Source organism: Streptomyces sp. 3330, from assembly GCF_031456635.1.
GTDB lineage: Bacteria > Actinomycetota > Actinomycetes > Streptomycetales > Streptomycetaceae > Streptomyces.
Genome location: NZ_JAVDVA010000005.1, coordinates 298,996 through 324,287, shown reverse-complemented (window position 1 = coordinate 324,287; position 25,292 = coordinate 298,996). Strand labels below are relative to the sequence as shown.

Here is a 25,292-nt window from a genome sequence, read left to right as displayed (position 1 = left end):
AGACGACGAAACCCCGGCCGGCGGTTGCCGTCCGGGGTGGCGAGTTTCCCGGAACGCTCAGTCGATGCGGCCTTCTTCGCCGTCCGCCCCGCGCTTCTCGCCCTCTTCGTCGACATCATCCTCGTCGAGGTCCCACTCCGGCGAGTCCGGGTCGTAGTCGATCCGTTCGCTGGACCAGGAGGCCTGCTGGAGCTCCACCCCGGGCACCTCGCCCACCAGGTCGAACGGGTCGACGAGGTAGGCGAGCGCCTCGGCGGTGTCTTCCGTCACAGCGCCCTCGGCGTGCGCGCGCTCGGCGTCCGGGAGTTCCGCGTCGTCGGCGATCCGCCGCAGTGCCGCCGTCGTCACGGCGTCCTCGTCGTGGACCTCGAGGAGAATATCGACCCTAATCCGAACAAAACGTGATGTCTCTTCAGTGTTCATGGCCGGAGCGTACGGCTCACAGCTCCCGCAACTTTCCCGCGACCCGCGACTTTCATTAGCATCGGACCACACGGCCAATTCGCCAGCGCCACAAGGGGATCGATATTCCGTGTCATCCGCTCGACGTCCGTTGCTGACCGCCACCGCCGCGGGGACCCTGCTGGGTGCCCTGTGGTTCGTCCCGTCCGCGAACGCGTCCCAGGACACTCCGGCCGGAACGGGTACGACGACGCAGATCACGACCCAGGCACGGGCCGCGTCGACGACCACGACCGACACCACCTCCGGCACCACCACCGCCGACGCCGCCGACGCCGACGGCACCACGACCGAGACGGCGGTCGAGACGGCCGCCGACACCACGGTCGACGACGGCACCCGGCTCGCCGACACCGGCAGCTTCGACACGACCCCCTACGTCGTCGGCGGAACCACGCTTCTCGCGCTGGGCGCGGGCTTCGTCGTCTACTCCGTTCGCCGGGAACGTCTCGGTTTTTGAATCGACTTGACTGTCCTTTGACAGGCTCTTCATAGTTCGCTCATGAAGAGATCACCGGGGGCACGGCTGTGCGCCACCGCCGCCATAGGCGCACTGTCGCTCTCCCTCCTCACCGCATGCTCGGACGAGGGGTCGAAGGACTCCGCGGACTCCAAGGCGTCCGCCTCCTCGTCCGCCGCCTCCTCCTCGTCGGGTCCCGCCGCGAAGGCGCTCACCACCGCCGAGTTGGAGAAGCTGCTGCTCGCGCAGGGCGAACTCAAGGGCTTCAAGTCCGCGTCGGGCGACGACACCCTCCCGGCCTCCAAGAGCTCGGTGAAGACCGACAAGCCGGCCTGCGACCCGCTGGCCTGGGCCACGGCCGCCCTCGCCCCGGGTGACACGGACGCCAACGCCAGCAACACGGTCTCCGAGGACAAGGCGTCGGGCGCCACCGCGCAGCCCGAGGACATCGCCGAGGCCTTCGACGTCGACATGACGTTCGTGGGTCTCTCCTCGTACGACGGCGACGGCGCCGAGAAGGCCGTGAAGGCCGTCTCCGACGGCGTGACGGCATGCGCCGGCGGGTACGGCCTGACGGCCGAGGGCGAGAGCACCAAGGTCACCAAGGTGGTCGCAGAGAAGGGCGCCACGAAGGGCGACGAGACGGTGTCCTTCGCCGCGGACGTCGACATGGACGGCGCGGGCACGGCCACCTTCCACACCCAGGTGGTGCGCAAGGGCAACACCGTCGCCTCGTTCTACACGGTGAACTTCGCCGCGATGTCGAAGGGCGGCGACATGGGCGCCGTCCCGGCGGCCGTGGTCGACGCGCAGATCGCCAAGCTGAAGTAACCGGAGAATCCGCAGCCGCCGAAGCCGCCCGAGCGGTCGCGCGACGCAAGCAGTCCGCCGGGCCACCGCCCGCACGGCGCACCGGGGCCCCGCCGTCACCTCGTACGGCGGGGCCCGCTCGCTCTACCGGAGCGGTCCGGTGACCGTCTCCACCGCGGCGACGACCCGTCCGCCGCGCACGAAGGCGTCCGCCGCCGCGAGGTCGGGCGCGAGGAACCGGTCCGGGCCGGGACCGCGCACACCGGCCTCGCGGACCGCCTCGATGACCGCACGCGTCGCCGGGGCCGGGTTGAGCCCCTCACGCAGCTCCACCCCGCGGGTGGCGGCGTACAGCTCGACGGCGATCACGCGCGTGAGGTTGTCGACGGCGGTGCGCAGCTTGCGGGCCGCGGACCAGCCCATCGACACATGGTCCTCCTGCATCGCGGAGGACGGGATCGAGTCGGCGGACGCCGGTACGGCCAGCCGCTTCAACTCGCTGACCAGCGCCGCCTGCGTGTACTGGGCGATCATCAGCCCGGAGTCGACACCGGCGTCGTCCGCGAGGAACGGCGGGAGGCCGTGGCTGCGGTTCTTGTCCAGCAGCCGGTCCGTGCGCCGCTCGGCGATGGAGGCGAGGTCGGCCACGGCGATGGCGAGGAAGTCCAGCACGTAGGCGACCGGCGCGCCGTGGAAGTTGCCGTTGGACTCGACCCTGCCGTCGGGCAGCACCACCGGGTTGTCGACGGCGGAGGCCAGCTCCCGCTCGGCGACGAGCCGGGCGTGCGCCATGGTGTCGCGGCCGGCGCCGGCGACCTGCGGGGCGCAGCGCACCGAGTAGGCGTCCTGGACCCGGGGCGCGTCGTCCTGGTGGTGGCCGGTGAGTTCCGAACCCGCCAGCACGGCCAGCATGTTGGCGGCCGAGGCGCCCTGCCCCGGGTGCGGTCGGATGGCGTGCAGCTCGGGGGCGAGCACCTTGTCGGTGCCGAGCAGCGCCTCCAGGCTGAGCGCCGCCGTGACGTCGGCGGACTTGTAGAGCATGTCGAGGTCGGCGAGGGCCATGACCAGCATGCCGAGCATGCCGTCGGTGCCGTTGAGGAGCGCCAGGCCCTCCTTCTCGCGCAGCTCGACGGGGGCGATGCCGTGCTCGGCGAGCAGCTCGCCCGCGGGCCGTACGACGCCGTCCGGGCCCTCCGCGTCGCCTTCGCCCATGAGGGTGAGGGCGCAGTGCGAGAGCGGGGCCAGGTCGCCGGAGCAGCCGAGGGAGCCGTACTCGTGCACGACCGGCGTGATGCCCGCGTTGAGGACGTCGGCCATGGTCTGCGCGACCTCGGGCCGGACGCCGGTGTGCCCGGAGCAGACGGTCTTCAGCCGCAGGAACATCAGCGCGCGGACGACCTCGCGCTCGACCCGCGGGCCCATCCCGGCGGCGTGCGACCGGACGATGTTGCGCTGGAGCTGGGCGCGCAGCTCCGGGCTGATGTGCCGGGTGGCGAGGGCGCCGAACCCGGTGGAGACGCCGTAGACGGGCTCGGGCTTGGCCGCCAGCGCGTCCACGATCTCGCGGGCCGCGGCGAGGGCCGCCACCGCCTCGCCGGAGAGCTCGATCCGGGCGCCGCCGCGCGCCACCGCGAGCACGTCGGACGCGGTCACGCCGGACGTCCCCACCACCACAGTGTGCATATCCATATTCAGGAGCGTACGCAGTGAAGACCAGGATGTCACCAGTGGGTACCGGGTTCACCCCTTACCGAATAGGTCACACCCTCACCGCCGCCCCCGGAACCGCCGCCGCTCGCCGGTCCGCTCGTGGGCGGGCTCGTCGGCGAGGCGCACGACGGGGTCGTCCGGCCCCTCCCGCCCGGCGACCACCGGCCGGGCGGCCCGCACGGCCTTGGCCCGGTACTGGGCGGCGTCGGCGAGCCGGAACAGCCGGCGTGCGGAGGTCACCGGCCCGATGGGGTCCTCGGTGGAGGCGACCCCGCAGGCAACCCCCTCACCCAGTTCCAGCTCGCCGGCCCGTCGGCAGAGGTCGTCGGCGACCTTGACGACATCGTCGGCGAGCGGCCCGACGGCCAGCAGGCAGAACTCGTCGCCGCCGAGCCGGGCGGCCAGCGCGCCGGGCAGCATGGCCCCGCACAGCGACAGCACCGAGCCGAACCGCTCCAGCAGCCGGTCCCCGACGGCGTGCCCGAGGGTGTCGTTGACCCGCTTCAGCCCGTTCAGGTCGCACACCACCAGGCTGACGACGATCCCCTCGGCCCGGTGCCGCTCGATCGCCTCCTCCAGCCGTACGTCGACGGAGCGGCGGTTGGCCAGGCCGGTGAGGGCGTCGGTGAAGGCGAGCCGGCGGGCCTCCTCCAGCCGCTCGGTCTGGGCGAGCCCGGCGGCGACGACGGCGGCCAGGACGGTGGCGAAGTCGGCGTCGGCCCGGTCGAAGACGGGGGTGCCCACGGCGCGGGCGACGTACAGCTCACCCCAGGCGCGGCCGTGCAGCACGATCGGCGCGACGACACAGGAGCCGCGGCCCCGGCGGCGCAGGGCGGCGACCCGCTGATGGCAGTAGCCGGGGCGCCCGGCGGCGGGACCCTGGGCCGTCTCCACCCAGGCGTCGGGCTCCCCGCCGGACACCCAGCGCTCGTGCAGGAACTCGGTGATCTCGGGGAACTGGTGGACCGGGTAGGCCTCCCCGTCGGGGAACTCGTCCTCGTCGGCGGCCCGGTCCCCCACGTTCACCAGGACGCGCAGCCGCCCGAGGTCCCGCTCCCACACCGAGAGCGCGGCGAAGCCTCCGGAGAGCGCCCGGCAGGCCCCGAGCGCGGCCGCGCGCCACGACTCACGGGGGGTGTGCGCGGCCGCCATCCCCTGCGCGAGCGCCACCACGGCCACCAGGCGTCTGTCCTCACCCATCTCCCCAGGCTAGGGACATTCAGCCCGAAAGGGGACACCGAAGGGGCACCGAGAGTGATGAGCGCACCTCGGGTCGCGTGTCGCCCGCCGCCCGCCCACTCCCGTACCCGTCCGCCGCCCGCTCCCTCACTCGCCCGGCCACTGCGGCTTCCGCTTCTCGTTGAAGGCCGCCACCCCCTCCGCCCGGTCCCCGGAGAAGGCCACCGACCGCCAGGCCGCGTCCTCGACCTCCAGCCCGGCCCGCAGATCCAGCCCCTGCCCCAGCCGCAGCGCCCGCTTCGCCGCCCGCAGACCCACCGGCGAGTTGCCGCCGATGCGCGCGGCCAGCGCCAGCGCCTCCTCCCGGTCCCGCCCCTCCTGCACCAGGACGTCCACCAGACCCAGGTCCCGCGCCTCGGCCGCCGCCACCCGGCGGGCGCTGAACACCAGCTCGGCCGCCCGGGCCGCCCCCACCCGGCGCGGCAGCAGCTGCGTCCCGCCGCCGCCGGGGATCACGCCCACCGACACCTCCGGCAGCCCGACCACGGCCGTCCCGTCCGCCACGATCACGTCGCACGCCAGCGCCAGTTCGAAGCCGCCGCCCAGCGCGAAGCCGTGCACCGCCGCGACCGAGGGCACCGGCAGCTCCAGCACCCCGGTGTACGCGGCCCGGGTGAGCGGCCGCTGCCGCAGCAGTTCGGCGTCGCTGAAGGAGTTCCGCTCCTTCAGGTCGGCCCCGACGCAGAACGCCCGCTCGTGCGTCGAGGTCAGCACCACCACCCGCACGTCCCGGTCCCCGCCCAGCGCCGCGCACGCCCCGGCGATCGACCGGGCCATGTCGGTGGAGACGGCGTTCATGGCCTTCGGCCGGTCGAGGACCAGCTCGGCGACATGGCCGCCTTCGCCGTGCCGCCGCACCAGGACGAACTCCCCGAACCGCTCCTCGCTCATGCCACCGCTCCCGACACCGCTCACGACACCCTCCGGTTAACGCGGGTTAACAACGCCGGTCCGATCATCGCAGCCGGGACCGGCGGACGAAAGAGCGGACCGGCCCGCCGCGCGCCCCGCATCCCGGTTCCGGCTACCCGTTCGGGTGACATGCCGCCCAACTCACCCCGCAACGCCCACGGGAGCGCATAACGTGCGTCCGCCCCGGTGCATCGGGGGCGCGACCGCACCGGGGAGAGAACGCGATGACGAGCACACCGGTGAGCACGTGGACCGGGCCGTACGAGACGGCCGCGCGGGAGGAGGCGGCGTCCGGGGAGACCGGCGGCCTGTGGGCCCCGCGCCCCCGGGGCCGGCACCGCCGTCCCCGCCCCCGCAAGGTGCTCTTCGCCGTCGGCGGTCTCGCGCTGGCGGCCGGGGTGCTGAGTCTCGTCCGGCTGACCCCGGACCCGGGCGGCGCCGGTGGTCCCGGCGGCGCGGAGGCCGGACCGCGGCCCGAACCCGTCGCGGGCACCGACACCGGCGCCGCCCCGGAAACCGACGCGGACGCCGACCGCCCGGCGGGCCCGGGCGCCCCCGTCCTGCCCTCACCGACCGCGCCCAGCGCGATGGGCGGCGCGAGCGCCACTCCGGCGCCCGAGGCAGGCCTGCTCCCGGGCGTCCCCGGCGCGCCGACGTCCGTCGCCCTCACCCCGGGCGCCACCTACAGCCCGGCCGCGCCCGCACCCCGCTCCCCGGCGCCCGGGACGACGGCCGCCCCGCGGCCCGACTCGCCCCCGAGGACACCGGCGCCCGCCCCGAGCACCGCCGCACCCGAACCCGCGCCCGTGCCCTCGTCCCGGCCGGAGCAGCCCGACGACCCGCGGCGGCCGGGCGTCTGCGTTCCTGTCATCGGCCTGTGCGTGGACCCGCTGGGCGCCGCCGCACCGAGGCCCTGAGCCGGGTCGGCCCGGAGCTGTCCGGCGGCCGATCCGTCCGTCGGGCAAGGCCCGTCCGCCGGACAGGGCCTATCCGTCGACGTCGTTGCGCCGCGTCAGCAGCCAGGGCTCGACCACGCCGAGACCACGCACCGGCCGCTGCCACATCGGCTGGAGCGCGAAGCGGTACTTCGGCGGCTCCTCGCCCTCCTTCTCGGCTGCGGCCGCCTCCTCCGCGGCCTCCGCCTCCGAGGCCGGGGCGTCGCCGGTGCGGATCAGCTCCTCGGCGAAGGCGCTGTCGACGAGGACGGCGTCCCGGGGAGCTATCGACGTCAGCCGGGAGGCCAGGTTGACCGTCGTGCCGAAGACATCGCCCATCCGGGTGGTGACCGTGCCGAACGCCATGCCGACCCGCAGCTCGGGCATCGTCTCGTCGTTGCTCATCGTCTCGACGAGCAGCAGCGCGATGTCGGCGGCGATGCCCGCGTCGTCGGCCGCGTACAGCACCTCGTCGCCGAGCGTCTTGATCAGCCGTCCGCCGCGGGCCGCGACCAGGTCGGCGGCGGTCGTCTCGAAGGCCTCGACGAGTTCGCCGAGTTCCTCCTCCTCCATCCGCCGGGTCAGCCGGGTGAAGCCGACGAGGTCAGCGAAGGCGACGGCCAGCCGCCGGTCGACCATCTCCTCGTCGTCGGCGGCCTGGACGACCCGGCCCGCCGAGGCGGCGAGCTGGCGGCGCCAGACGTAGACGAGGAACTCCTCCAGTTCGGGCAGCAGCAGCTCGACGATGGGATACGTGACCTCGGTACGGGTCATCCCCGGCTCGGGCGGCTCGGTCAGCCCCTCCAGGAAGGAGTCGATCTGCCATTCCGCCAGACGGGCGGTGGTCTGCCCGGTGGACCGCGCCACCTGCACGGCCATCGCCTCGCTCAGCAGCCCCGCCTCCACGAGACCGGCCAGGCGGCGCAGGGCGAGGACGTCGGCCTCGGTGAGCGCCCTGGCCTGCCCGATGTCGGCGAAGCCCATGGCGCGCCAGAAACGCGACGCCAGCTCCATGGAGACACCGGCGCTGCGGGCGGCCTGGAACGGGGTGTAGCGCCGCTCGGCGCCGAGGATGAGCTGTTCGAGGCGCAGGGCGAGAGGATGCGGGTCCTCACCGGGGTCGCCCGGCTCACCGGGTTCGGCCGGCAGGTTTCCCCGGCCGTCCGCGCCCGCGCCGGAGCCCGTGTCGTCGACGGTCACGCCTGCTGCCCTTCCGATCTTCCGCGGTCAGGTATCGACCGGCCTCAACTCTACGGCAGGTGTGCGCCAGCTCACTCCGTCCGGTTCGGCGGGGTCACGCCACCCGGCGTCCGGTTCACACCGGCCTCAGATGCACGATGTCGCCCGCGCCCACCGGCTCCTGTACCCCTTCCTTCGTCGCGATCACAAGCCGTCCGTCCCCGTCGACCGCGACCGCCTCGCCGACGATCGACCGGTCGCCCGGCAGCTCGGCCCGTACCGTTCGTCCCAGCGTCGCGCACCCGGCCGCGTACGTCTCCTGGAGACCACTTTCCGCGGGGTCCCCCCCGGCCGCCCGCCAGCGCCTGTACCACTCCTCCAGCGAGCGCAGGACGCCCCGCAGCAGCGTGTCCCGGTCCGTGGTCAGCGCGCCGGCCAGGGCCAGCGACCCCGCCAGCGGCACCGGCAGCTCGTCCGCGCGCAGGGTGACGTTGAGGCCGACACCGACGACCACCGCGTCCCGCCCGGCCCGCTCCGCGAGGATGCCGCCCGCCTTGCGTTCCTCTCCCCCGACGGTCACCAGCAGGTCGTTCGGCCATTTGAGTGCCGTGTCCACGCCGGCCGCCCGGGACAGTCCCGTCGCCACGGCGACCCCGGTGAGCAGCGGCAGCCAGCCCCAGCGGGCCACCGGCACCTCGCTCGGGGTGAGCAGCACGGAGAAGAACAGCCCGGAGCGCGGGGGCGCGGTCCACCGGCGGTCCAGCCGGCCGCGCCCCGCGGTCTGCTCCTCGGCGACGAGGACCGCGCCCTCCCGCGCCTTGCCGGCACCGGCCGCGTCGACCAGGTCGGAGTTGGTGGAACCGGTGCTCTGCACCACCTCCACCTGCGACCACAGCCCGCCCTCACGTACCAGCGCCCGGCGCAGGGCCGGGGCGTTGAGGGGCGGACGGTCCAGATCGGACCACCGGCTGCCGCCGTCGTCTGCTGCATCTCGCGGTGTCATGCAAGCCACCCTAGGTGTGTTGAATGCCGCACTGCCGATCCCCAGGGCCAGCACTACGCTACGGATGAGTAACCGTCCCCCCTTTTGAGCAGGCAGGGAGCCACATCCCGATGTCCGAGCCGGAAGAGCGCCACGAGATCCCAGGGATCGACATCCACACGACCGCGGGCAAGCTCGCGGATCTCCAGCGCCGCATCCAGGAAGCGACGCACGCCGGTTCGGAGCGTGCCGTGGAGAAGCAGCACGCGAAGGGCAAACTGACGGCCCGTGAGCGGATCGAACTGCTCCTCGACGAGGGCTCCTTCGTCGAGTTGGACGAGTTCGCCCGGCACCGCTCCACCAGCTTCGGCCTGGAGCAGAACCGCCCGTACGGTGACGGCGTCGTCACCGGCTACGGCACGGTCGACGGCCGCCCGGTCGCCGTCTTCTCCCAGGACTTCACGGTCTTCGGCGGCGCCCTCGGCGAGGTCTACGGCCAGAAGATCGTCAAGGTCATGGACTTCGCGCTGAAGACCGGCTGCCCGGTCATCGGCATCAACGACTCCGGCGGCGCCCGCATCCAGGAGGGCGTCGCCTCCCTGGGCGCGTACGGCGAGATCTTCCGCCGCAACACGCACGCGTCCGGTGTGATCCCGCAGATCAGCCTGGTCGTCGGCCCGTGCGCGGGCGGCGCGGTGTACTCGCCGGCGATCACCGACTTCACGGTGATGGTGGACCAGACCTCGCACATGTTCATCACCGGTCCGGACGTCATCAAGACGGTCACCGGCGAGGACGTCGGCTTCGAGGAACTGGGCGGCGCGCGCACCCACAACGCGGTGTCGGGCGTGGCGCACCACATGGCCGGCGACGAGAAGGACGCCATCGAGTACGTCAAGCAGCTGCTGTCGTACCTGCCGTCCAACAACCTGTCCGAGGCCCCGGTGTACCCGGAGGAGGCGGACCTGTCCGTCACCGACGAGGACCTGGAGCTGGACTCGATCGTCCCGGACAGCGCCAACCAGCCGTACGACATGCACACGGTGATCGAACACGTGCTGGACGACGCCGAGTTCTTCGAGACCCAGGCGCTGTTCGCACCGAACATCCTCACCGGTTACGGCCGGGTCGAGGGCCACCCGGTCGGCATCGTCGCCAACCAGCCGATGCAGTTCGCCGGGTGCCTGGACATCACGGCGTCGGAGAAGGCGGCCCGCTTCGTCCGCACCTGCGACGCCTTCAACATCCCGGTCATCACCTTCGTGGACGTGCCCGGCTTCCTGCCCGGCGTCGACCAGGAGCACGACGGCATCATCCGCCGCGGCGCCAAGCTGATCTACGCGTACGCGGAGGCGACGGTCCCGCTCATCACGGTGATCACCCGCAAGGCCTTCGGCGGCGCCTACGACGTCATGGGCTCCAAGCACCTGGGCGCGGACCTGAACCTGGCCTGGCCGACCGCCCAGATCGCCGTGATGGGCGCCCAGGGCGCGGTCAACATCCTGCACCGCCGCACGATCGCCGAGGCGGCGGCGAGCGGTGAGGATCTGGAGGCGGTGCGGGCCCGGCTGATCCAGGAGTACGAGGACGCCCTCCTCAACCCGTACGTCGCGGCCGAGCGCGGTTACGTCGACTCGGTGATCATGCCGTCCGAGACGCGTCGGCACATCGTGCGCGGGCTGCGTCAGCTGCGCACCAAGCGGGAATCCCTCCCGCCGAAGAAGCACGGCAACATCCCCCTCTAAGGAGCCGCTGTGACGATCAAGGTCGTACGGGGCAATCCGACCCCCGAGGAGCTCGCCGCCGCCCTGGCGGTGGTCCGGGCCCGCGCCGCCGCGGCGGCGGCCGCTCCGTCCGGCGCGGAGACCCCGAAGGACGCGTGGTCCGACCCGGCCCGGATCGCGGCACCACGCGTGCCGCACCCCGGCCGGGCGTCCTGGAGCCGCACCTACTGGCCGAGCTGAGCGCAGCCGGCCCACCCGCCGCTTCCGGGGGGCGCGGGGAAGCGCGCGATCAGCGCTCACGGCCCGCAGTCGTACACCGGCCGAACATCCGGTGAACGGCTGCGGGCCCACAACTTGAGTACGGGTACTCAGGCGCCGTCAATCCGGCATGCCGCACGCTGGCGGCATGCTGTGGTCCGACCCCGAGAACGAGCCCCCCGAGGAACTCCGCGAGATGCAGGAGAGCCTGCGGAGACTCGGCCTCTTCCTCGCGCTGGCCATGGTGGTGGCGATGATCGTGCTGGGGCTCAGGTGAAGCGCGTCGCGCCGCTAGGCTGATCACATGCGCCGACTCGTCCTCGCCTCCCAGTCCCCCGCCCGGCTGAACCTGCTGCGCCAGGCGGGTCTCGCTCCCGAGGTGATCGTGAGCGGTGTCGACGAGGACGCCGTCACCGCCCCCACCCCCGCCGAGCTGGCGCTCGCGCTCGCCGAGGCGAAGGCCTCCGTCGTGGCCGCGAAGCCCGAGGTCAAGGGCGCCCTGGTGATCGGCTGCGACTCGGTGCTGGACCTGGACGGCGAGGCGCTGGGCAAGCCCGCGGACGCCGCGGAGGCCACCGCGCGCTGGAAGGCCATGCGCGGCCGGGCCGGGACGCTCCAGACCGGCCACTGCGTCTACGACACCGTCAGCGGGCGCTACACGTCCGCGACCGCCTCCACCGTCGTCCGCTTCGGCGAGCCGACCGACGAGGAGATCGCGGCCTACGTCGCCTCGGGCGAGCCCCTCTACGTCGCCGGGGCGTTCACCCTCGACGGCCGCTCGGCCCCGTTCATCGAGGGCATCGAGGGCGACCACGGCAACGTCATCGGGATCAGCCTGCCCCTCGTGCGCCGGCTGCTGGCGCACCTGGGCGTCGGGATCACGGAGTTGTGGGCGCCGTCGGAGGGGTGACGGGCGCGGGCGCGACCGGCGGGGCGCCACCGTCGCCCTTGCCGTCCTCCGGCTGCCGGGCAGCGGTCCGCTCCTGGGCGTCGTACGTCATCAGGAGCAGCACGATCAGGGCGAGGACGACCACCATGAACAGGAACTGCGTCCAGCCCAGCAGACCCCACGCGAAGGCCCCCAGCAGGCCGTGCACGACCGCGGCGCTGATCAGCAGCACCCGGCCCGCTCCGGCGGGCGCGCGGTCGCGCAGCGCCACCAGGAGGGCCACCACGGCGCACAGGCCGAAGTAGAGGCCGAAGAGGATCCCGCCGACCTTCGAGGACGTCGACATGACGTCCGGGTCCATCCCGGCCAGGGACATGTCCTGCCGGTCCACCACGACGCCCATGAACCAGTTCACCGCGGCGACGCCGAGCGCCTCCGCGAGGAGCACGACCGCCACGATCCACGCCACCGGTCTGCGCACCACCGGTCCCACCCACTTTCGACCCCGACCCGAGCAAGGGTGCTGTTACCTGAAGTACGTTCGGAACACCTGAACGCTACTAACGGGTAAACCGCGGGACAAGGGTTCTGCGTGCGGCAAAGAATCGTTGGGCCATTCGTAGGGACTCCACAAAGAAACGGAGTGGGCCGCAGCACGTGCTCACAGAGACCTTGGCCACATCAGAGGGCTAGGGTTTGCCGGAGGAGTGCTGCGTACGGCGGTACTACAAGGGATTTCACGGTCGAGTGAGCCTGGCATCACGCTCCGTGTGGGCAAGCTCACCTTTGGGGACGGGTCGATGAGGCGTGTCGGCAGTCCCTAAACTCGGCTTGTTTCAAGGAGGGAGCCTCAATCGTGCGCAAGGTGCTCATCGCCAACCGTGGCGAAATCGCAGTCCGCGTGGCCCGGGCGTGCCGGGATGCCGGTATCGCGAGCGTGGCCGTGTACGCCGACCCGGACCGGGACGCTCTGCATGTCCGCGCAGCGGATGAGGCGTTCGCCCTGGGCGGTGACTCTCCTGCGACCAGCTATCTCGACATCGAGAAGGTGCTGAACGCGGCACGGGAGTCCGAGGCCGACGCCGTTCACCCCGGCTACGGCTTCCTCTCGGAGAACGCCGAGTTCGCGCAGGCGGTCCTGGACGCGGGCCTGATCTGGATCGGCCCGCCCCCGCAGGCCATCCGCGACCTCGGCGACAAGGTCGCCGCCCGGCACATCGCCCAGCGGGCCGGCGCGCCCCTGGTCGCCGGCACACCCGACCCGGTCTCCGGCGCCGACGAGGTCGTCGCCTTCGCCGAGCAGCACGGGCTGCCGATCGCGATCAAGGCCGCCTTCGGCGGCGGCGGGCGCGGTCTGAAGGTCGCCCGGACGCTGGAGGAGGTGCCGGAGCTGTACGACTCGGCCGTCCGCGAGGCGGTCGCCGCCTTCGGCCGGGGCGAGTGCTTCGTCGAGCGGTACCTGGACAAGCCGCGGCACGTGGAGACGCAGTGCCTGGCCGACACCCACGGCAACGTGGTCGTCGTGTCGACCCGTGACTGCTCGCTCCAGCGCCGCCACCAGAAGCTGGTCGAGGAGGCCCCGGCGCCGTTCCTCTCCGAGGCGCAGGTCGCCGAGCTGTACTCGTCCTCGAAGGCCATCCTCAAGGAGGCTGGCTACGTCGGCGCGGGCACCGTCGAGTTCCTCGTCGGTGCCGACGGCACGATCTCCTTCCTGGAGGTCAACACCCGTCTCCAGGTCGAGCACCCGGTGACCGAGGAGGTCGCGGGCATCGACCTGGTGCGCGAGATGTTCCGGATCGCCGACGGCGAGGAGCTCGGCTACGGCGACCCGGAGCTGCGCGGTCACTCTTTCGAGTTCCGTATCAACGGCGAGGACCCGGGCCGGGGCTTCCTGCCGGCCCCCGGCACGGTCACCACGTTCGCGCCGCCGTCCGGCCCGGGTGTGCGGCTGGACGCGGGCGTCGAGTCCGGAAGCGTGATCGGCCCGGCGTGGGACTCGCTGCTCGCCAAGCTGATCGTCACCGGCGCCACCCGTCAGCAGGCGCTCCAGCGGGCGGCCCGCGCCCTCGCGGAGTTCCAGGTCGAGGGCATGGCCACGGCCATCCCGTTCCACCGCGCGGTGGTCTCGGACCCGGCGTTCGCGCCGGAGCTCACCGGCAGCCAGGACCCGTTCACGATCCACACCCGCTGGATCGAGACCGAGTTCGTCAACGAGATCCCCCCGTTCTCGGCCCCGGCCGACAGCGAGGCCGAGGACGACACGGACCGCGAGACGATCGTCGTCGAGGTCGGCGGCAAGCGTCTGGAAGTCTCGCTCCCGTCCTCGCTCGGCATGAGCCTGGCCCGTACGGGTCTCGCGGCGGGCGCCAAGCCCAAACGCCGCGCGGCCAAGAAGTCCGGCCCCATGGCCTCCGGCGACACCCTCGCCTCCCCGATGCAGGGCACCATCGTCAAGGTGGCCGTCGAGGAGGGCCAGGAGGTCAAGGAGGGCGACCTGATCGTCGTCCTCGAAGCGATGAAGATGGAGCAGCCGCTGAACGCGCACCGCTCCGGCACCGTCAAGGCTCTGGCCGCGGAGGTCGGCGCGTCCATCACCTCGGGCGCGGCGATCTGCGAGATCAAGGACTGACCCACCGCTCCACCGTCGAGGCGCCCGCTCCCCGGGCGCCTCGTCGCGTTTCACCACCCTGACGGATCCGTCCGTCCGCCCCCGCCCGGGCCGTCCAGCCCGTCCGGCGCTCGAGGACGAGGCCCGTTCAGGGCCGAAAGGGGTCCGGGGCGGAGCCCCCGGGGCCGGCAGACCGGCGAGGTCACCGACGACGCAGGTCCGCGACCCTCGCCCGCTCTCCGCCAGGGGTCTGCTCACCCAGCATCGCGGCGGCCCGCAGGCCGGCGGCGGCGCCCGGCACCTGACCACGGCGCGGGGCGGGCAACGGAACGTCCCGACGCTGCTGCTGATGGCGCGCCGGGACCGCATCACCCCCCGGGCTCCCTGACGCCCCGGCCACGGCGATCTGCACCCCCTGGTCCGCCAGAGCCTGGAGCTCCGTGGCCGCACGGTCGTCGTGCGCGGGCGGCTCGTCGGTCACCAGCCGGGTGATGACGTCCGTCGGCACGGTCTGGAACATCGTGTCCGTGCCGAGCTTGGTGTGGTCGGCGAGGACGACGACCTCGGCGGCCGCCTGCACCAGCGCCCGGTCCACGGACGCCGACAGCATGTTGGACGTGGACAGCCCGCGCTCCGCGGTCAGTCCGCTCCCGGAGATGAAGGCCCGCGACACCCTGAGTCCCTGGAGGGACTGCTCGGCGCCGCTCCCCACGAGGGCGTAGTTGGAGCCGCGCAGGGTGCCGCCGGTCATGACGACCTCGACCCGGTTGGCATGGGCCAACGCCTGGGCGACGAGCAGGGAGTTGGTGACGACGGTCAGGCCGGGCACCCGGGCGAGCCGGCGGGCCAGCTCCTGTGTGGTGGTGCCCGCCCCGACCACGATGGCCTCGCCCTCTTCGACGAAGTTGGCGGCGAGGTCCGCGATGGCGGTCTTTTCGGCGGTCGCGAGATGGGATTTCTGCGGAAAGCCGGATTCTCGCGTGAACCCGCCCGGCAATACCGCACCGCCGTGTCGGCGGTCGAGGAGTCCTTCTGCCTCCAGCGCGCGCACGTCCCGCCGCACGGTCACTTCGGAGGTCTGGACGACGCGGGCGAGTTCACGGAGCGACACGGCCCCGTTCGCTCGCACCATTTCGAGGATCAATTGACGACGTTCTGCAGCGAACACGAAACTGACAGTAACGCGGACGACCGTCTGCTTTCAGCTCTTTGCGCCGAATAGTAGAAGTTGTTCGCACAGGGGGACGGGGAGTGGTATAGGGCCCAGTTCCGGCGCCTATGCCCCCCGCATGTCCGGCAACCCGGCGACGACGCGCCGTCAACTCCCCGTGACCAGCGGGGAGTCGGAACCGGCCGTCAGGCCTCGCCTGTCGTCTTCCGGGTGTGCAGCTGGCGCGCTACCTCCGCGATCGACCCGGAAAGGGACGGGTACACGGTGAACGCGTTCGCGATCTGTTCGACCGTCAGATTGTTGTCGACGGCGATCGAGATCGGGTGGATGAGTTCCGAGGCGCGCGGCGCCACGACCACACCGCCGACGACGATCCCGGTGCCGGGCCGGCAGAAGATCTTGACGAAGCCGTCGCGGATGCCCTGCATCTTGGCGCGCGGGTTGCGCAGCAGCGGCAGCTTGACGACCCGGGCGTCGATCTTGCCGCCGTCCACGTCGGCCTGGCTGTAGCCGACGGTGGCGATCTCGGGGTCGGTGAAGACGTTCGAGGAGACGGTCTTGAGGTTGAGCGGGGCCACCGCGTCGCCGAGGAAGTGGTACATGGCGATCCGGCCCTGCATGGCGGCCACGGAGGCCAGGGCGAAGATCCCGGTCACGTCGCCCGCCGCGTACACGCCGGGGGCGGTGGTCCGGGAGACCTTGTCGGTCCAGATGTGCCCCGACTCGCGGACCTTGACGCCCGCCTCCTCCAGCCCCATCCCCTCGCTGTTGGGGATGGCGCCGACCGCCATGAGGCAGTGCGACCCGCTGATGACCCGGCCGTCGGACAGGGTGACCTCGACCCGGTCGCCGACCCGCTTGGCGGACTCGGCGCGCGAGCGGGCCATGACGTTCATGCCGCGGCGCCGGAAGACGTCCTCGAGGACGGCGGCGGCGTCCGGGTCCTCGCCGGGCAGCACGCGGTCGCGCGAGGACACGAGGGTGACCTTGGAGCCGAGGGCCTGGTAGGCGCCGGCGAACTCCGCGCCGGTCACACCGGAGCCGACCACGATGAGTTCCTCGGGGAGCTCGCCGAGGTCGTAGACCTGGGTCCAGTTCAGGATGCGCTCGCCGTCGGGCTGCGCGTCCGGCAGCTCGCGCGGGTGGGCGCCGGTGGCGAGCAGGACGGCGTCGGCGGTGAGGGTCTCCTCGGTGCCGTCGGCGGCGCTGACGACGACCTTGCGCGAGCCGTCGAGGGCCTGCATGCCCTCCAGCCGGCCACGGCCGCGCAGCACGCGCGCGCCGGCCCGGGTGACGGAGGCGGTGATGTCGTGCGACTGGGCGAGCGCGAGCCGCTTCACCCGGCGGTTGACCTTGCCGAGGTCCACCCCGACGACCCGGGCGGCCTGCTCCAGCGGCGGGGTGTCGTCGGCGACGATGATCCCCAGCTCCTCGTAGGAGGAGTCGAAGGTGGTCATCACCTCGGCCGTGGCGATCAGGGTCTTCGACGGCACGCAGTCGGTCAGCACCGACGCCCCGCCCAGACCGTCGCAGTCGACGACGGTCACCTCCGCGCCGAGCTGCGCGGCCACCAGCGCCGCCTCATAGCCGCCGGGTCCGCCACCGATGATCACGATCCGAGTCACGTACTCCATTGTCCCGCACGGGGACCGGTGGTACCGCCCCGGGGGCGGCGGGGGCCGCCACTGTTACGAGAGTGACGCGTGAGCGGCCTGCCGTACTCTCCTTGCATGTCGCTCTACGCCGCCTACGCCGGCAACCTCGACGCGCGGCTGATGACCCGCCGCGCTCCCCACTCGCCACTGCGCGCCACCGGCTGGCTGAACGGGTGGCGGCTGACGTTCGGCGGCGAGCAGCTGGGCTGGGAGGGCGCGCTGGCGACGGTCGTCGAGGACCCCGCTGACCCCGGCGCGCAGGTCTTCGTCGCGCTGTACGACGTGGCCCCCATGGACGAGGACTCCCTGGACCGCTGGGAGGGCGTGGGTCTCGGCATCTACCGGCGCGCCCGGGTGCGGGTGCAGACGATGCAGGGGGAGGAGTCCGCCTGGATGTTCGTGCTGAACGGCTACGAGGGCGGGCTGCCCGCGGCCCGCTACCTGGGCGAGATCGCCGACGCGGCGGAATCGGCGGGAGCGCCGCACGACTACGTGATGGAGCTGCGCAAGCGTCCTTGCTGACCCGTTCCTTCCGGGGCCCGCCCGGCAGGGCGAGGTCCGCCGGCGAGGGTCCGCCGGCGACGACCGTGCGACCCGACCCGCCCGGAGAACCCGTTTCCCGTCGGGAACGTTCCCGTCGGGTGCGAGGCCGGCCGCCCGCCGGCCCTCCTCGTCGACGTGCCCCAGGCGTGGACGCTCCAGGCTGTGGACGCTCCGGGACGTGGACGTGGTGATCGCCGGCGCCTGATCGCCGTCCCGTGGTCCACGCCTCGTTGGAAACGACAAGACAACGATCGCCATCCCGTCGGCTCTGTCATCTACGCGCGTAGGCCGGAACCGGCTACCCTCATCGCGTGAACGCATCTCTTCTCCCGGACGACATCCAGGGCGACCCGCACGCCGCCGCCGACGCCGCCGCCGCGCGCCTGCGCGAACTGACCGGCGCCGAGACCCACGACGTCGCCCTCGTGATGGGCTCCGGCTGGGCACCGGCCGTGGACGCCCTGGGCGCTCCCGACGCCGAGTTCCAGGTCACCGAGCTGCCCGGTTTCCCGCCGCCCGCGGTCGAGGGTCACGGCGGCAAGATCCGCTCCTACCAGATCGGCGAGAAGCGGGCGCTGGTCTTCCTGGGCCGCACCCACTACTACGAGGGCCGCGGCGTCGCCGCCGTCGCCCACGGTGTCCGCACGGCGGTGGCGGCGGGCTGCAAGACCATCGTGCTGACCAACGGCTGCGGCGGTCTGCGCGAGGGCATGCGCCCCGGGCAGCCGGTGCTGATCAGCGACCACATCAACCTCACGGCGACCTCCCCCATCGTCGGCGCGAACTTCGTGGACCTCACCGACCTCTACTCCCCGCGGCTGCGCGCCCTCTGCAAGGAGATCGACGCCACGCTGGAGGAGGGCGTCTACGCCCAGTTCCCCGGCCCGCACTACGAGACGCCGGCCGAGATCCGGATGGCCCGCACCATCGGCGCGGACCTGGTGGGCATGTCGACCGTGCTGGAGGCCATCGCGGCCCGTGAGGCCGGGGCCGAGGTGCTCGGCATCTCCCTCGTGACCAACCTCGCCGCCGGCATGACCGGCGAACCGCTGAACCACGAGGAGGTCCTCCAGGCGGGACGCGACTCGGCGACCCGTATGGGTTCCCTGCTGGCCCAGGTGCTCGGCCGCCTCTAGGAGCGGTCGCACCGCGGCGCCGGTCCGCGCATCCCATTCCGTCCGGCGCCCGAGGACGAGGCCCGTTCCGGGCCGATGGGGGTCCGGGGGCGCACCGCTCCCGGGAACCCGGACCACGAGACGACGAGAGGTTGACCCCACCGTGCACGACGTCATCGCCCGCGCCCACGCATGGCTCGCCGAGGACCCCGACCCGGAGACCCGCGACGAGCTCGCCGGGCTCATCGAGGCCGCGGACGTCACCGAGCTCTCCGAGCGTTTCGGCGGCACCCTCCAGTTCGGCACCGCCGGACTCCGCGGTGAGCTCGGGGCCGGGCCCATGCGGATGAACCGCTCCGTCGTGATCCGGGCCGCGGCCGGCCTCGCCGCGTACCTCACGAAGAACGGCGCCGCCGGCGGCGTCGTCGTCATCGGCTACGACGCCCGCCACAAGTCGGAGGACTTCGCCCGCGACACGGCGGCCGTGATGACGGGCGCGGGCTTCCGCGCTGCCGTGCTCCCCCGCCCGCTCCCCACCCCCGTCCTCGCCTTCGCCATAAGGCACCTGGGCGCGGTCGCCGGTGTGGAGGTCACCGCCAGCCACAACCCGCCGCGCGACAACGGCTACAAGGTGTACCTGGGGGACGGCTCGCAGATCGTGCCGCCCGCCGACGCCGGCATCGCGGCCGAGATCGACGCGATCGCCGCCCTGAAGGACGTGCCGCGTCCGGAGGCCGGCTGGCAGACCCTCGACGACACGGTCCTCGACGCCTATCTGGCCCGGACGGACGCCGTCCTCGCGCCGGACTCCCCGCGCACGGCCCGCACGGTGTACACGGCCATGCACGGCGTGGGCAGGGACGTCCTGCTGGCCGCCTTCGCCCGCGCGGGCTTCCCCGAGCCCGTCCTCGTCGCCGAGCAGGCCGAACCCGACCCGGACTTCCCGACCGTCGCCTTCCCCAACCCGGAAGAGCCCGGCGCGATGGACCTGGCCTTCGCCAGGGCCCGCGAGGCCGCCCCCGACCTGATCATCGCCAACGACCCGGACGCCGACCGCTGCGCCGTGGCCGTGCCCCACGCGGGCGACTGGCGCATGCTGCGGGGCGACGAGGTCGGCTCGCTCCTCGCCGCGCACCTCGTCCGGCGCGGCGCGCGGGGCACGTTCGCCGAGTCGATCGTGTCCTCCTCCCTCCTCGGCCGTATCGCCGAGAAGGCGGGCCTGCCCTACGAGGAGACCCTGACCGGCTTCAAGTGGATCGCCCGGGTCGACGGCCTGCGCTACGGCTACGAAGAGGCCCTGGGCTACTGCGTGGACCCCGAGGGCGTGCGCGACAAGGACGGCATCACCGCCGCCCTGCTCGTCACGGAGCTGGCCTCCACCCTCAAGGCCGACGGCCGCACCCTGCTCGACCTGCTCGACGACCTCGCCGTGGAGCACGGTCTGCACGCCACCGACCAGCTGTCGGTGCGCGTACAGGACCTCTCGCTCATCGCCCGCGCGATGGAACGGCTCCGCGAGCGGCCGCCGACCTCCCTCGCGGGCCTGGCCGTCACCCGGGCCGAGGACCTCACCCTGGGCACGGACAGCCTGCCCCCCACCGACGGACTGCGCTACACGCTGGACGGCGCCCGGGTCGTCGTCCGCCCCAGCGGCACCGAGCCGAAGCTGAAGTGCTACCTGGAGGTCGTGGTCCCGGCCCCCACCCACGCCGACCTCCCGGCGGCCCGCGCCGAGGCCGACGACCTGCTCGCCGCGATCAAGCGGGACCTGTCGGCGGCGGCCGGTATCTGACCGCAGGACACCACCCGCGCACCGGAACCCGGCCACCGCCCTCGTCGGCACGGTGATCGGAATCGGCGACGGCCTCGGGCCGGGCCCCCTCCCGGGGCCCGGCCCGAGGCCGCTCGCGGGCCCGGACGGCACTCTCGCCACTGTCCGACGGCGCACGGAGCGAGGGCCGCCCGACGGAACCCGTCACCGCAGGACCGCCCGACGGGAGTCACCTGCGGGGGCAGCTTCGGGCGTGGGCGTGTGGCGTCCGGCTTGGGGCGTCGGCGTGCGGCGTCCGGCTTCGGCGTGTGGCGTCCGGCTTCGGGCGTCGGCGTGGGCTTCGGGCTTCGCGCGCAGGGCTTCGAGCGTCCGGCACCGGCCTTCGGGTGTCGCCGCGGGACTTCGGGTTTCTCGGGCCTCCGGGTGTCGCCGCGGGACTTCGGGTCTCGGGCGTCCGGCACCGGCTCCGCGTGTCGCCGCAGGGCTTCGGGTCTCGGGCGTCCGGCACCGGCTCCGCGTGTCGGCGCGGGACTTCGAGCGTCCGGCACCGGCATTTGGGCGTCGCCGCAGGGCTTCGAGCGTCCGGCACCGGCCTTCGGGTGTCGCCGCAGGGCTTCGGGTCTCGGGCGTCCGGCACTCCGACGCCCGACGCCCGCCCCCGGCGCTACCCCACCGCCAGCAGAATCCCCAGCACCACGGCCCCCGCCACCGCCGGGCCCAGGATCTCCCAGGCCCAGCGCACGGTCACCTCGCCCTGGGCGCTCTCCGCCTTCTGGCGGGTCTCCCGCAGTTCCCGCAGCTCGTCCATGACCCGGTCGGTCTCGGCGCGCACGGGCCCGTCCGGCACGGCGCCGCCGCCGCGGGACAGACCGCCGCCCAGGCCGCCGAACCCGCCGAACCCGCCACCGCCCCGGGTGTCCCGGGCCTCCCGGCCGCCGGCCCGCTCCGCCGCCGCCTTGGACTCCCGCCGGGTCGCCTTCTTGCGGGCCCGCAGCGAGACCGGGATGGACCACAGCTGGAACTTCTTCCCCGACGCGGCGACGACCTCGTTGGAGTAGCCGGACCGCAGGGAGGCGACCTGCCCCCACGGCAGCACGATCACCCGGAACGGATTGCGCACCCGGAGCCGGTCCTGGCCCGCGAACACGGCGGGCCGCAGCGTGAAGGCGACGACCAGCGGCACCACCAGGATCAGCGCCGCGAGCGCCAGCCACGGCGTGCGCCCCTCGCCGACCACGATCGCGTCGATGCCGAGCCAGGCCCCCAGGCCCAGCAGCAGCACGCCGCCCGCCATGCCCGCGGGCGACCGGTAGATGCGGTCCTGGGTCTCGGGTGCCGACGGCTGCGGCGCGGGTGACTGGTCTTCCGGGGTCGTCATGGCCCCGATTCTGCCCGACGCCCGCCGGCCCGCTCATCCGCAGCCCCGCCGTTCACGGCGAGCACGGATGCGACCGCCGGGGTGTACAGCCGCTACGCGCGTAGATATGCTCGTCTGGTGACCATGCCCACCAATACACCTACCGCAGCCGACGCACTCACGGACGTCACGGCGTCCGACGGCTCGCTGCGCCGCTTCCTCCACGGGCTGCCCGGCGTCGACACGGTCGGCCTGGAGGCGCGCGCCGCCGCGCTCGGCACCCGTTCCATCAAGACGACCGCGAAGGCGTACGCCATCGACCTCGCCATCTCGATGGTCGACCTGACGACGCTGGAAGGCGCGGACACCCCGGGCAAGGTCCGGGCGCTCGGCGCGAAGGCGGTCCACCCCGACCCCACCGACCGCACCACCCCGACCACGGCCGCGGTCTGCGTGTATCCGGACATGGTCGCCACCGCCAAGGCCGCCGTCGCCGGGTCCGGCGTCAAGGTCGCCTCGGTCGCCACCGCCTTCCCGGCCGGCCGCGCCGCCCTCGCGGTGAAGCTCGCGGACGTCCGCGACGCCATCGCCGCGGGCGCCGACGAGATCGACATGGTCATCGACCGCGGGGCCTTCCTCGCGGGCAAGTACCTGAAGGTGTACGACGAGATCACCGCCGTGCGCGAGGCGTGCGGGACGGCCGCCCGGCTGAAGGTCATCTTCGAGACGGGCGAGCTGTCGACGTACGACAACATCCGCCGGGCGAGCTGGCTCGGCATGCTCGCGGGCGCGGACTTCATCAAGACCTCGACCGGCAAGGTCGCCGTCAACGCCACTCCCGCGAACACCCTCCTGATGCTGGAGGCCGTGCGCGACTTCCGCGCCCAGACCGGCGTCCAGGTCGGCGTGAAGCCCGCCGGCGGCATCCGTACCACCAAGGACGCGATCAAGTTCCTCGTCCTGGTCAACGAGACCGCGGGCGAGGACTGGCTGGACAACCACTGGTTCCGCTTCGGCGCCTCCTCGCTCCTGAACGACCTGCTGATGCAGCGTCAGAAGCTGGCCACCGGCCGCTACTCCGGCCCCGACTACGTGACGGTGGACTGATCACCATGGCATCCACGACTGCATCCGCATTCGAGTACGCTCCGGCCCCCGAGTCCCGCTCGGTCGTCGACATCGCCCCCTCCTACGGCCTGTTCATCGACGGCGAGTTCACCGAGGCGGCCGACGGCAAGGTCTTCAAGACCGTCTCGCCGTCCACCGAGGAGGTCCTCTCCGAGATCGCCCAGGCGGGCGAGGCGGACGTCGACCGTGCCGTGCGGGCCGCCCGCAAGGCCTTCGGCAAGTGGTCCGCACTGCCGGGCTCCGAGCGCGCCAAGTACCTGTTCCGCATCGCCCGGATCATCCAGGAGCGCAGCCGCGAACTGGCCGTCCTGGAGACGCTGGACAACGGCAAGCCGATCAAGGAGACGCGCGACGCCGACCTGCCCCTGGTCGCCGCGCACTTCTTCTACTACGCGGGCTGGGCCGACAAGCTCGACCACGCCGGGTTCGGCTCCTCGCCCCGGCCGCTGGGCGTCGCCGGACAGGTCATCCCCTGGAACTTCCCCCTGCTGATGCTGGCGTGGAAGATCGCCCCGGCGCTCGCCACCGGCAACACGGTCGTCCTGAAGCCGGCCGAGACCACCCCGCTGTCGGCGCTGTTCTTCGCGGACATCTGCCGCCAGGCGGGCCTGCCCAAGGGCGTCGTCAACATCCTCCCCGGCTACGGCGACGCGGGCGCCGCGCTGGTCGCGCACCCGGACGTGGACAAGGTCGCCTTCACCGGCTCCACCGCCGTGGGCAAGGCGATCGCCCGGCAGGTCGCGGGCTCGCACAAGAAGGTCACGCTCGAACTGGGCGGCAAGGGCGCCAACATCGTCTTCGACGACGCGCCGATCGACCAGGCCGTCGAGGGCATCGTCAGCGGCATCTTCTTCAACCAGGGCCAGGTCTGCTGCGCGGGCAGCCGGCTCCTCGTCCAGGAGTCGATCCAGGACGAGCTGCTGGAGTCGCTGAAGCGCCGCCTCGCCACGCTCCGGCTCGGCGACCCGCTCGACAAGAACACCGACATCGGCGCGATCAACTCCGCCGAGCAGCTCTCGCGCATCACCTCGCTCGTCGAGCAGGGCGAGGCGGAGGGCGCCGAACGCTGGTCCCCGGCCTGCGAACTGCCCACCTCGGGCTACTGGTTCGCCCCGACGCTCTTCACGAACGTCACCCAGGCGCACACCGTCGCCCGGGACGAGATCTTCGGCCCGGTCCTGTCGGTCCTCAGTTTCCGCACGCCGGAGGAGGCCGTCGCCAAGGCCAACAACACGCCGTACGGCCTGTCGGCCGGCATCTGGACGGAGAAGGGCTCGCGCATCCTCGCGGTGGCGAGCAAGCTCCGCGCGGGCGTGATCTGGTCCAACACGTTCAACAAGTTCGACCCGACGTCGCCGTTCGGCGGCTACAAGGAGTCGGGCTTCGGCCGCGAGGGCGGCCGCCACGGCCTGGAGGCGTACCTCGATGTCCGATAAGACCGCCAAGACCGAGCAGCAGCAGCGGCTCAGCGTCTTCAAGACCTACAAGCTGTACGTCGGCGGGAAGTTCCCGCGTTCCGAGAGCGGCCGGGTGTACGAGGTGACCGACGCAAAGGGCAAGTGGCTGGCCAACGCGCCGCAGTCGTCCCGCAAGGACGCCCGGGACGCGGTCGTCGCCGCACGCAAGGCGTTCGGCGGCTGGTCCGGGGCGACGGCGTACAACCGCGGCCAGATCCTCTACCGCGTCGCGGAGATGCTGGAGGGCCGCAGGGGCCAGTTCGTCCACGAGGTCGCCGAGGCCGAGGGCCTGTCGAAGTCCAGGGCCGCCGAGCAGGTGGAGGCGACGATCGACCGCTGGGTCTGGTACGCGGGCTGGACCGACAAGATCGCCCAGGTCGTGGGCGGCGGGAACCCGGTGGCGGGCCCCTACTTCAACCTCTCCTCGCCCGAACCGACGGGCGTGGTCACGGTGCTGGCCCCGCAGGAGTCGTCCTTCCTGGGCCTGGTCTCGGTGCTCGCCCCGGTGATCGCGACCGGCAACACGGCGATCGTGATCGCGAGCGAGCGCGCCCCGCTCCCGGCGCTGTCGCTCGGCGAGGTGCTGGCCACCTCCGACGTGCCCGGCGGGGTGGTGAACGTGCTCTCCGGACGTACGGCGGAGATCGCGGCGCCGCTCGCCGCCCACCAGGACGTCAACGCGATCGACCTGGCGGGCGCGGACGACGTGCTGGCGAAGGAGCTGGAGATCGCGGCGGCCGACAACCTGAAGCGCGTCCTTCGTCCACAGCCTGTGGACGACTGGTCGGCGACGCCGGGCATCGACCGCATGACGGCCTTCCTGGAGACGAAGACGGTCTGGCACCCCACGGGTTCACTGGGCGCCTCGGGCTCGTCGTACTAGCCCGGTCACCGGGTCCCGAAGACGCGGAAGCCGCGCCGCCCCTC

The 25,292-nt window shown here is 72.8% G+C and carries 24 protein-coding genes; 14 read left to right on the top strand and 10 right to left on the bottom strand.

What is annotated here, in order from left to right; translation table 11 throughout:
• Window positions 1–57 precede the first annotated feature (57 nt).
• The gene (locus J2X68_RS11635; protein WP_310432379.1) at window positions 58–423 is read right to left on the bottom strand and encodes a hypothetical protein; all 366 of its coding nucleotides are present in this window, start codon (window positions 421–423) and stop codon (window positions 58–60) included.
• Between the two features lie 109 nt (window positions 424–532).
• Between J2X68_RS11635 and J2X68_RS11630 the strand changes: the two genes are divergently transcribed.
• Both J2X68_RS11630 and J2X68_RS11625 read left to right on the top strand, forming a co-directional pair.
• Window positions 533–922 carry an LPXTG cell wall anchor domain-containing protein gene (locus tag J2X68_RS11630; RefSeq protein ID WP_310432378.1) on the top strand — a complete coding sequence of 130 codons (390 nt, stop codon included), beginning with the start codon at window positions 533–535 and terminating at the stop codon, window positions 920–922.
• Window positions 923–964: 42 nt separating this feature from the next.
• Window positions 965–1,753, top strand: coding sequence for a hypothetical protein (locus J2X68_RS11625; protein ID WP_310432377.1), 789 nt, complete (start codon window positions 965–967; stop codon window positions 1,751–1,753).
• A gap of 123 nt (window positions 1,754–1,876) precedes the next feature.
• Here the strand turns inward: J2X68_RS11625 and hutH are convergent, their stop codons facing one another.
• From hutH to J2X68_RS11610, 3 genes are all read right to left on the bottom strand, one after another.
• Entirely contained in the window at window positions 1,877–3,415 is a 1,539-nt protein-coding gene (gene hutH / locus J2X68_RS11620; protein ID WP_310432475.1) for a histidine ammonia-lyase, read from the bottom strand.
• An 84-nt stretch (window positions 3,416–3,499) separates the two neighbouring features.
• Window positions 3,500–4,642 (bottom strand): GGDEF domain-containing protein, encoded by a 1,143-nt coding sequence (locus tag J2X68_RS11615; protein WP_310432376.1) that lies wholly within the window; start codon window positions 4,640–4,642, stop codon window positions 3,500–3,502.
• A 126-nt stretch (window positions 4,643–4,768) separates the two neighbouring features.
• Window positions 4,769–5,572, bottom strand: a complete 804-nt coding sequence (locus J2X68_RS11610) for an enoyl-CoA hydratase-related protein (protein ID WP_310432375.1) — start codon at window positions 5,570–5,572, stop codon at window positions 4,769–4,771.
• A gap of 245 nt (window positions 5,573–5,817) precedes the next feature.
• Here J2X68_RS11610 and J2X68_RS11605 point away from each other — a divergent pair, with 245 nt between their 5' ends.
• Window positions 5,818–6,510 (top strand): hypothetical protein, encoded by a 693-nt coding sequence (locus J2X68_RS11605; protein ID WP_310432374.1) that lies wholly within the window; start codon window positions 5,818–5,820, stop codon window positions 6,508–6,510.
• Between the two features lie 69 nt (window positions 6,511–6,579).
• Here the strand turns inward: J2X68_RS11605 and J2X68_RS11600 are convergent, their stop codons facing one another.
• Both J2X68_RS11600 and J2X68_RS11595 read right to left on the bottom strand, forming a co-directional pair.
• On the bottom strand, window positions 6,580–7,728 hold the full coding sequence (locus J2X68_RS11600; protein WP_310432373.1) for an adenylate/guanylate cyclase domain-containing protein: 1,149 nt from the start codon (window positions 7,726–7,728) through the stop codon (window positions 6,580–6,582).
• 115 nt (window positions 7,729–7,843) lie between these two features.
• The gene (locus tag J2X68_RS11595; protein ID WP_310432372.1) at window positions 7,844–8,710 is read right to left on the bottom strand and encodes a biotin--[acetyl-CoA-carboxylase] ligase; all 867 of its coding nucleotides are present in this window, start codon (window positions 8,708–8,710) and stop codon (window positions 7,844–7,846) included.
• 110 nt (window positions 8,711–8,820) lie between these two features.
• Between J2X68_RS11595 and J2X68_RS11590 the strand changes: the two genes are divergently transcribed.
• The 4 genes from J2X68_RS11590 to J2X68_RS11575 all read left to right on the top strand — a co-directional run bounded on the left by J2X68_RS11590 (window position 8,821) and on the right by J2X68_RS11575 (window position 11,581).
• Window positions 8,821–10,434 carry an acyl-CoA carboxylase subunit beta gene (locus J2X68_RS11590; protein ID WP_310432371.1) on the top strand — a complete coding sequence of 538 codons (1,614 nt, stop codon included), beginning with the start codon at window positions 8,821–8,823 and terminating at the stop codon, window positions 10,432–10,434.
• Between the two features lie 9 nt (window positions 10,435–10,443).
• Window positions 10,444–10,653 (top strand): acyl-CoA carboxylase epsilon subunit, encoded by a 210-nt coding sequence (locus tag J2X68_RS11585; RefSeq protein ID WP_310432370.1) that lies wholly within the window; start codon window positions 10,444–10,446, stop codon window positions 10,651–10,653.
• A gap of 166 nt (window positions 10,654–10,819) precedes the next feature.
• A complete protein-coding gene (gene mmpB, locus J2X68_RS11580) occupies window positions 10,820–10,948 on the top strand; it encodes a morphogenic membrane protein MmpB (RefSeq protein ID WP_267887997.1) in 129 nt (42 codons plus the stop codon).
• Between the two features lie 27 nt (window positions 10,949–10,975).
• Window positions 10,976–11,581: a nucleoside triphosphate pyrophosphatase gene (locus J2X68_RS11575; protein ID WP_310432369.1), complete on the top strand. Its 606-nt coding sequence runs from the start codon at window positions 10,976–10,978 to the stop codon at window positions 11,579–11,581.
• Here J2X68_RS11575 and J2X68_RS11570 read toward each other — a convergent pair.
• Window positions 11,550–12,053, bottom strand: a complete 504-nt coding sequence (locus tag J2X68_RS11570; RefSeq protein WP_399039734.1) for a hypothetical protein — start codon at window positions 12,051–12,053, stop codon at window positions 11,550–11,552. The genes J2X68_RS11575 and J2X68_RS11570 overlap by 32 nt on opposite strands.
• Window positions 12,054–12,416: 363 nt before the next feature.
• Here J2X68_RS11570 and J2X68_RS11565 point away from each other — a divergent pair, with 363 nt between their 5' ends.
• Window positions 12,417–14,189: a biotin carboxylase N-terminal domain-containing protein gene (locus tag J2X68_RS11565; RefSeq protein ID WP_310432367.1), complete on the top strand. Its 1,773-nt coding sequence runs from the start codon at window positions 12,417–12,419 to the stop codon at window positions 14,187–14,189.
• 181 nt (window positions 14,190–14,370) lie between these two features.
• Here J2X68_RS11565 and J2X68_RS11560 read toward each other — a convergent pair whose 3' ends face one another.
• Entirely contained in the window at window positions 14,371–15,336 is a 966-nt protein-coding gene (locus tag J2X68_RS11560; RefSeq protein ID WP_310432366.1) for a DeoR/GlpR family DNA-binding transcription regulator, read from the bottom strand.
• Window positions 15,337–15,524: 188 nt separating this feature from the next.
• Window positions 15,525–16,973, bottom strand: a complete 1,449-nt coding sequence (locus J2X68_RS11555) for an NAD(P)H-quinone dehydrogenase (RefSeq protein ID WP_310432365.1) — start codon at window positions 16,971–16,973, stop codon at window positions 15,525–15,527.
• A 96-nt stretch (window positions 16,974–17,069) separates the two neighbouring features.
• On the opposite strand from J2X68_RS11555, the gene J2X68_RS11550 reads away from it, so the two are divergent.
• The 3 genes from J2X68_RS11550 to J2X68_RS11540 all read left to right on the top strand — a co-directional run bounded on the left by J2X68_RS11550 (window position 17,070) and on the right by J2X68_RS11540 (window position 20,444).
• The gene (locus tag J2X68_RS11550) at window positions 17,070–17,516 is read left to right on the top strand and encodes a gamma-glutamylcyclotransferase (protein WP_310432364.1); all 447 of its coding nucleotides are present in this window, start codon (window positions 17,070–17,072) and stop codon (window positions 17,514–17,516) included.
• A 332-nt stretch (window positions 17,517–17,848) separates the two neighbouring features.
• The gene (locus J2X68_RS11545; protein WP_310432363.1) at window positions 17,849–18,673 is read left to right on the top strand and encodes a purine-nucleoside phosphorylase; all 825 of its coding nucleotides are present in this window, start codon (window positions 17,849–17,851) and stop codon (window positions 18,671–18,673) included.
• Window positions 18,674–18,815: 142 nt separating this feature from the next.
• On the top strand, window positions 18,816–20,444 hold the full coding sequence (locus J2X68_RS11540; RefSeq protein WP_310432362.1) for a phospho-sugar mutase: 1,629 nt from the start codon (window positions 18,816–18,818) through the stop codon (window positions 20,442–20,444).
• A 643-nt stretch (window positions 20,445–21,087) separates the two neighbouring features.
• Here J2X68_RS11540 and J2X68_RS11535 read toward each other — a convergent pair.
• On the bottom strand, window positions 21,088–21,801 hold the full coding sequence (locus tag J2X68_RS11535; protein WP_310432361.1) for a PH domain-containing protein: 714 nt from the start codon (window positions 21,799–21,801) through the stop codon (window positions 21,088–21,090).
• A gap of 123 nt (window positions 21,802–21,924) precedes the next feature.
• Between J2X68_RS11535 and deoC the strand changes: the two genes are divergently transcribed.
• Genes deoC through J2X68_RS11520 form a run of 3 tightly spaced genes read left to right on the top strand, consistent with a single transcriptional unit; the run spans window position 21,925 to window position 25,248 of the window.
• A complete protein-coding gene (gene deoC / locus J2X68_RS11530; RefSeq protein ID WP_310432474.1) occupies window positions 21,925–22,887 on the top strand; it encodes a deoxyribose-phosphate aldolase in 963 nt (320 codons plus the stop codon).
• Window positions 22,888–22,892: 5 nt separating this feature from the next.
• Window positions 22,893–24,344, top strand: coding sequence for an aldehyde dehydrogenase family protein (locus J2X68_RS11525; protein WP_310432360.1), 1,452 nt, complete (start codon window positions 22,893–22,895; stop codon window positions 24,342–24,344).
• Entirely contained in the window at window positions 24,334–25,248 is a 915-nt protein-coding gene (locus J2X68_RS11520; RefSeq protein WP_310432359.1) for an aldehyde dehydrogenase family protein, read from the top strand. The genes J2X68_RS11525 and J2X68_RS11520 overlap by 11 nt, the downstream gene beginning before the upstream one ends.
• Window positions 25,249–25,292 lie beyond the last annotated feature (44 nt).

Coding starts and splice junctions, on each gene's coding strand:
- J2X68_RS11635 (WP_310432379.1), bottom strand. CDS start 423: ATGAACACTGAAGAGACATCACGTTTTGTTCGGATTAGGGTCGATATT.
- J2X68_RS11625 (WP_310432377.1), top strand. CDS start 965: ATGAAGAGATCACCGGGGGCACGGCTGTGCGCCACCGCCGCCATAGGC.
- hutH (WP_310432475.1), bottom strand. CDS start 3,415: ATGCACACTGTGGTGGTGGGGACGTCCGGCGTGACCGCGTCCGACGTG.
- J2X68_RS11615 (WP_310432376.1), bottom strand. CDS start 4,642: ATGGGTGAGGACAGACGCCTGGTGGCCGTGGTGGCGCTCGCGCAGGGG.
- J2X68_RS11610 (WP_310432375.1), bottom strand. CDS start 5,572: ATGAGCGAGGAGCGGTTCGGGGAGTTCGTCCTGGTGCGGCGGCACGGC.
- J2X68_RS11605 (WP_310432374.1), top strand. CDS start 5,818: ATGACGAGCACACCGGTGAGCACGTGGACCGGGCCGTACGAGACGGCC.
- J2X68_RS11595 (WP_310432372.1), bottom strand. CDS start 8,710: ATGACACCGCGAGATGCAGCAGACGACGGCGGCAGCCGGTGGTCCGAT.
- J2X68_RS11590 (WP_310432371.1), top strand. CDS start 8,821: ATGTCCGAGCCGGAAGAGCGCCACGAGATCCCAGGGATCGACATCCAC.
- mmpB (WP_267887997.1), top strand. CDS start 10,820: ATGCTGTGGTCCGACCCCGAGAACGAGCCCCCCGAGGAACTCCGCGAG.
- J2X68_RS11575 (WP_310432369.1), top strand. CDS start 10,976: ATGCGCCGACTCGTCCTCGCCTCCCAGTCCCCCGCCCGGCTGAACCTG.
- J2X68_RS11555 (WP_310432365.1), bottom strand. CDS start 16,973: ATGGAGTACGTGACTCGGATCGTGATCATCGGTGGCGGACCCGGCGGC.
- J2X68_RS11550 (WP_310432364.1), top strand. CDS start 17,070: ATGTCGCTCTACGCCGCCTACGCCGGCAACCTCGACGCGCGGCTGATG.
- J2X68_RS11535 (WP_310432361.1), bottom strand. CDS start 21,801: ATGACGACCCCGGAAGACCAGTCACCCGCGCCGCAGCCGTCGGCACCC.
- deoC (WP_310432474.1), top strand. CDS start 21,925: ATGCCCACCAATACACCTACCGCAGCCGACGCACTCACGGACGTCACG.
- J2X68_RS11525 (WP_310432360.1), top strand. CDS start 22,893: ATGGCATCCACGACTGCATCCGCATTCGAGTACGCTCCGGCCCCCGAG.
- J2X68_RS11520 (WP_310432359.1), top strand. CDS start 24,334: ATGTCCGATAAGACCGCCAAGACCGAGCAGCAGCAGCGGCTCAGCGTC.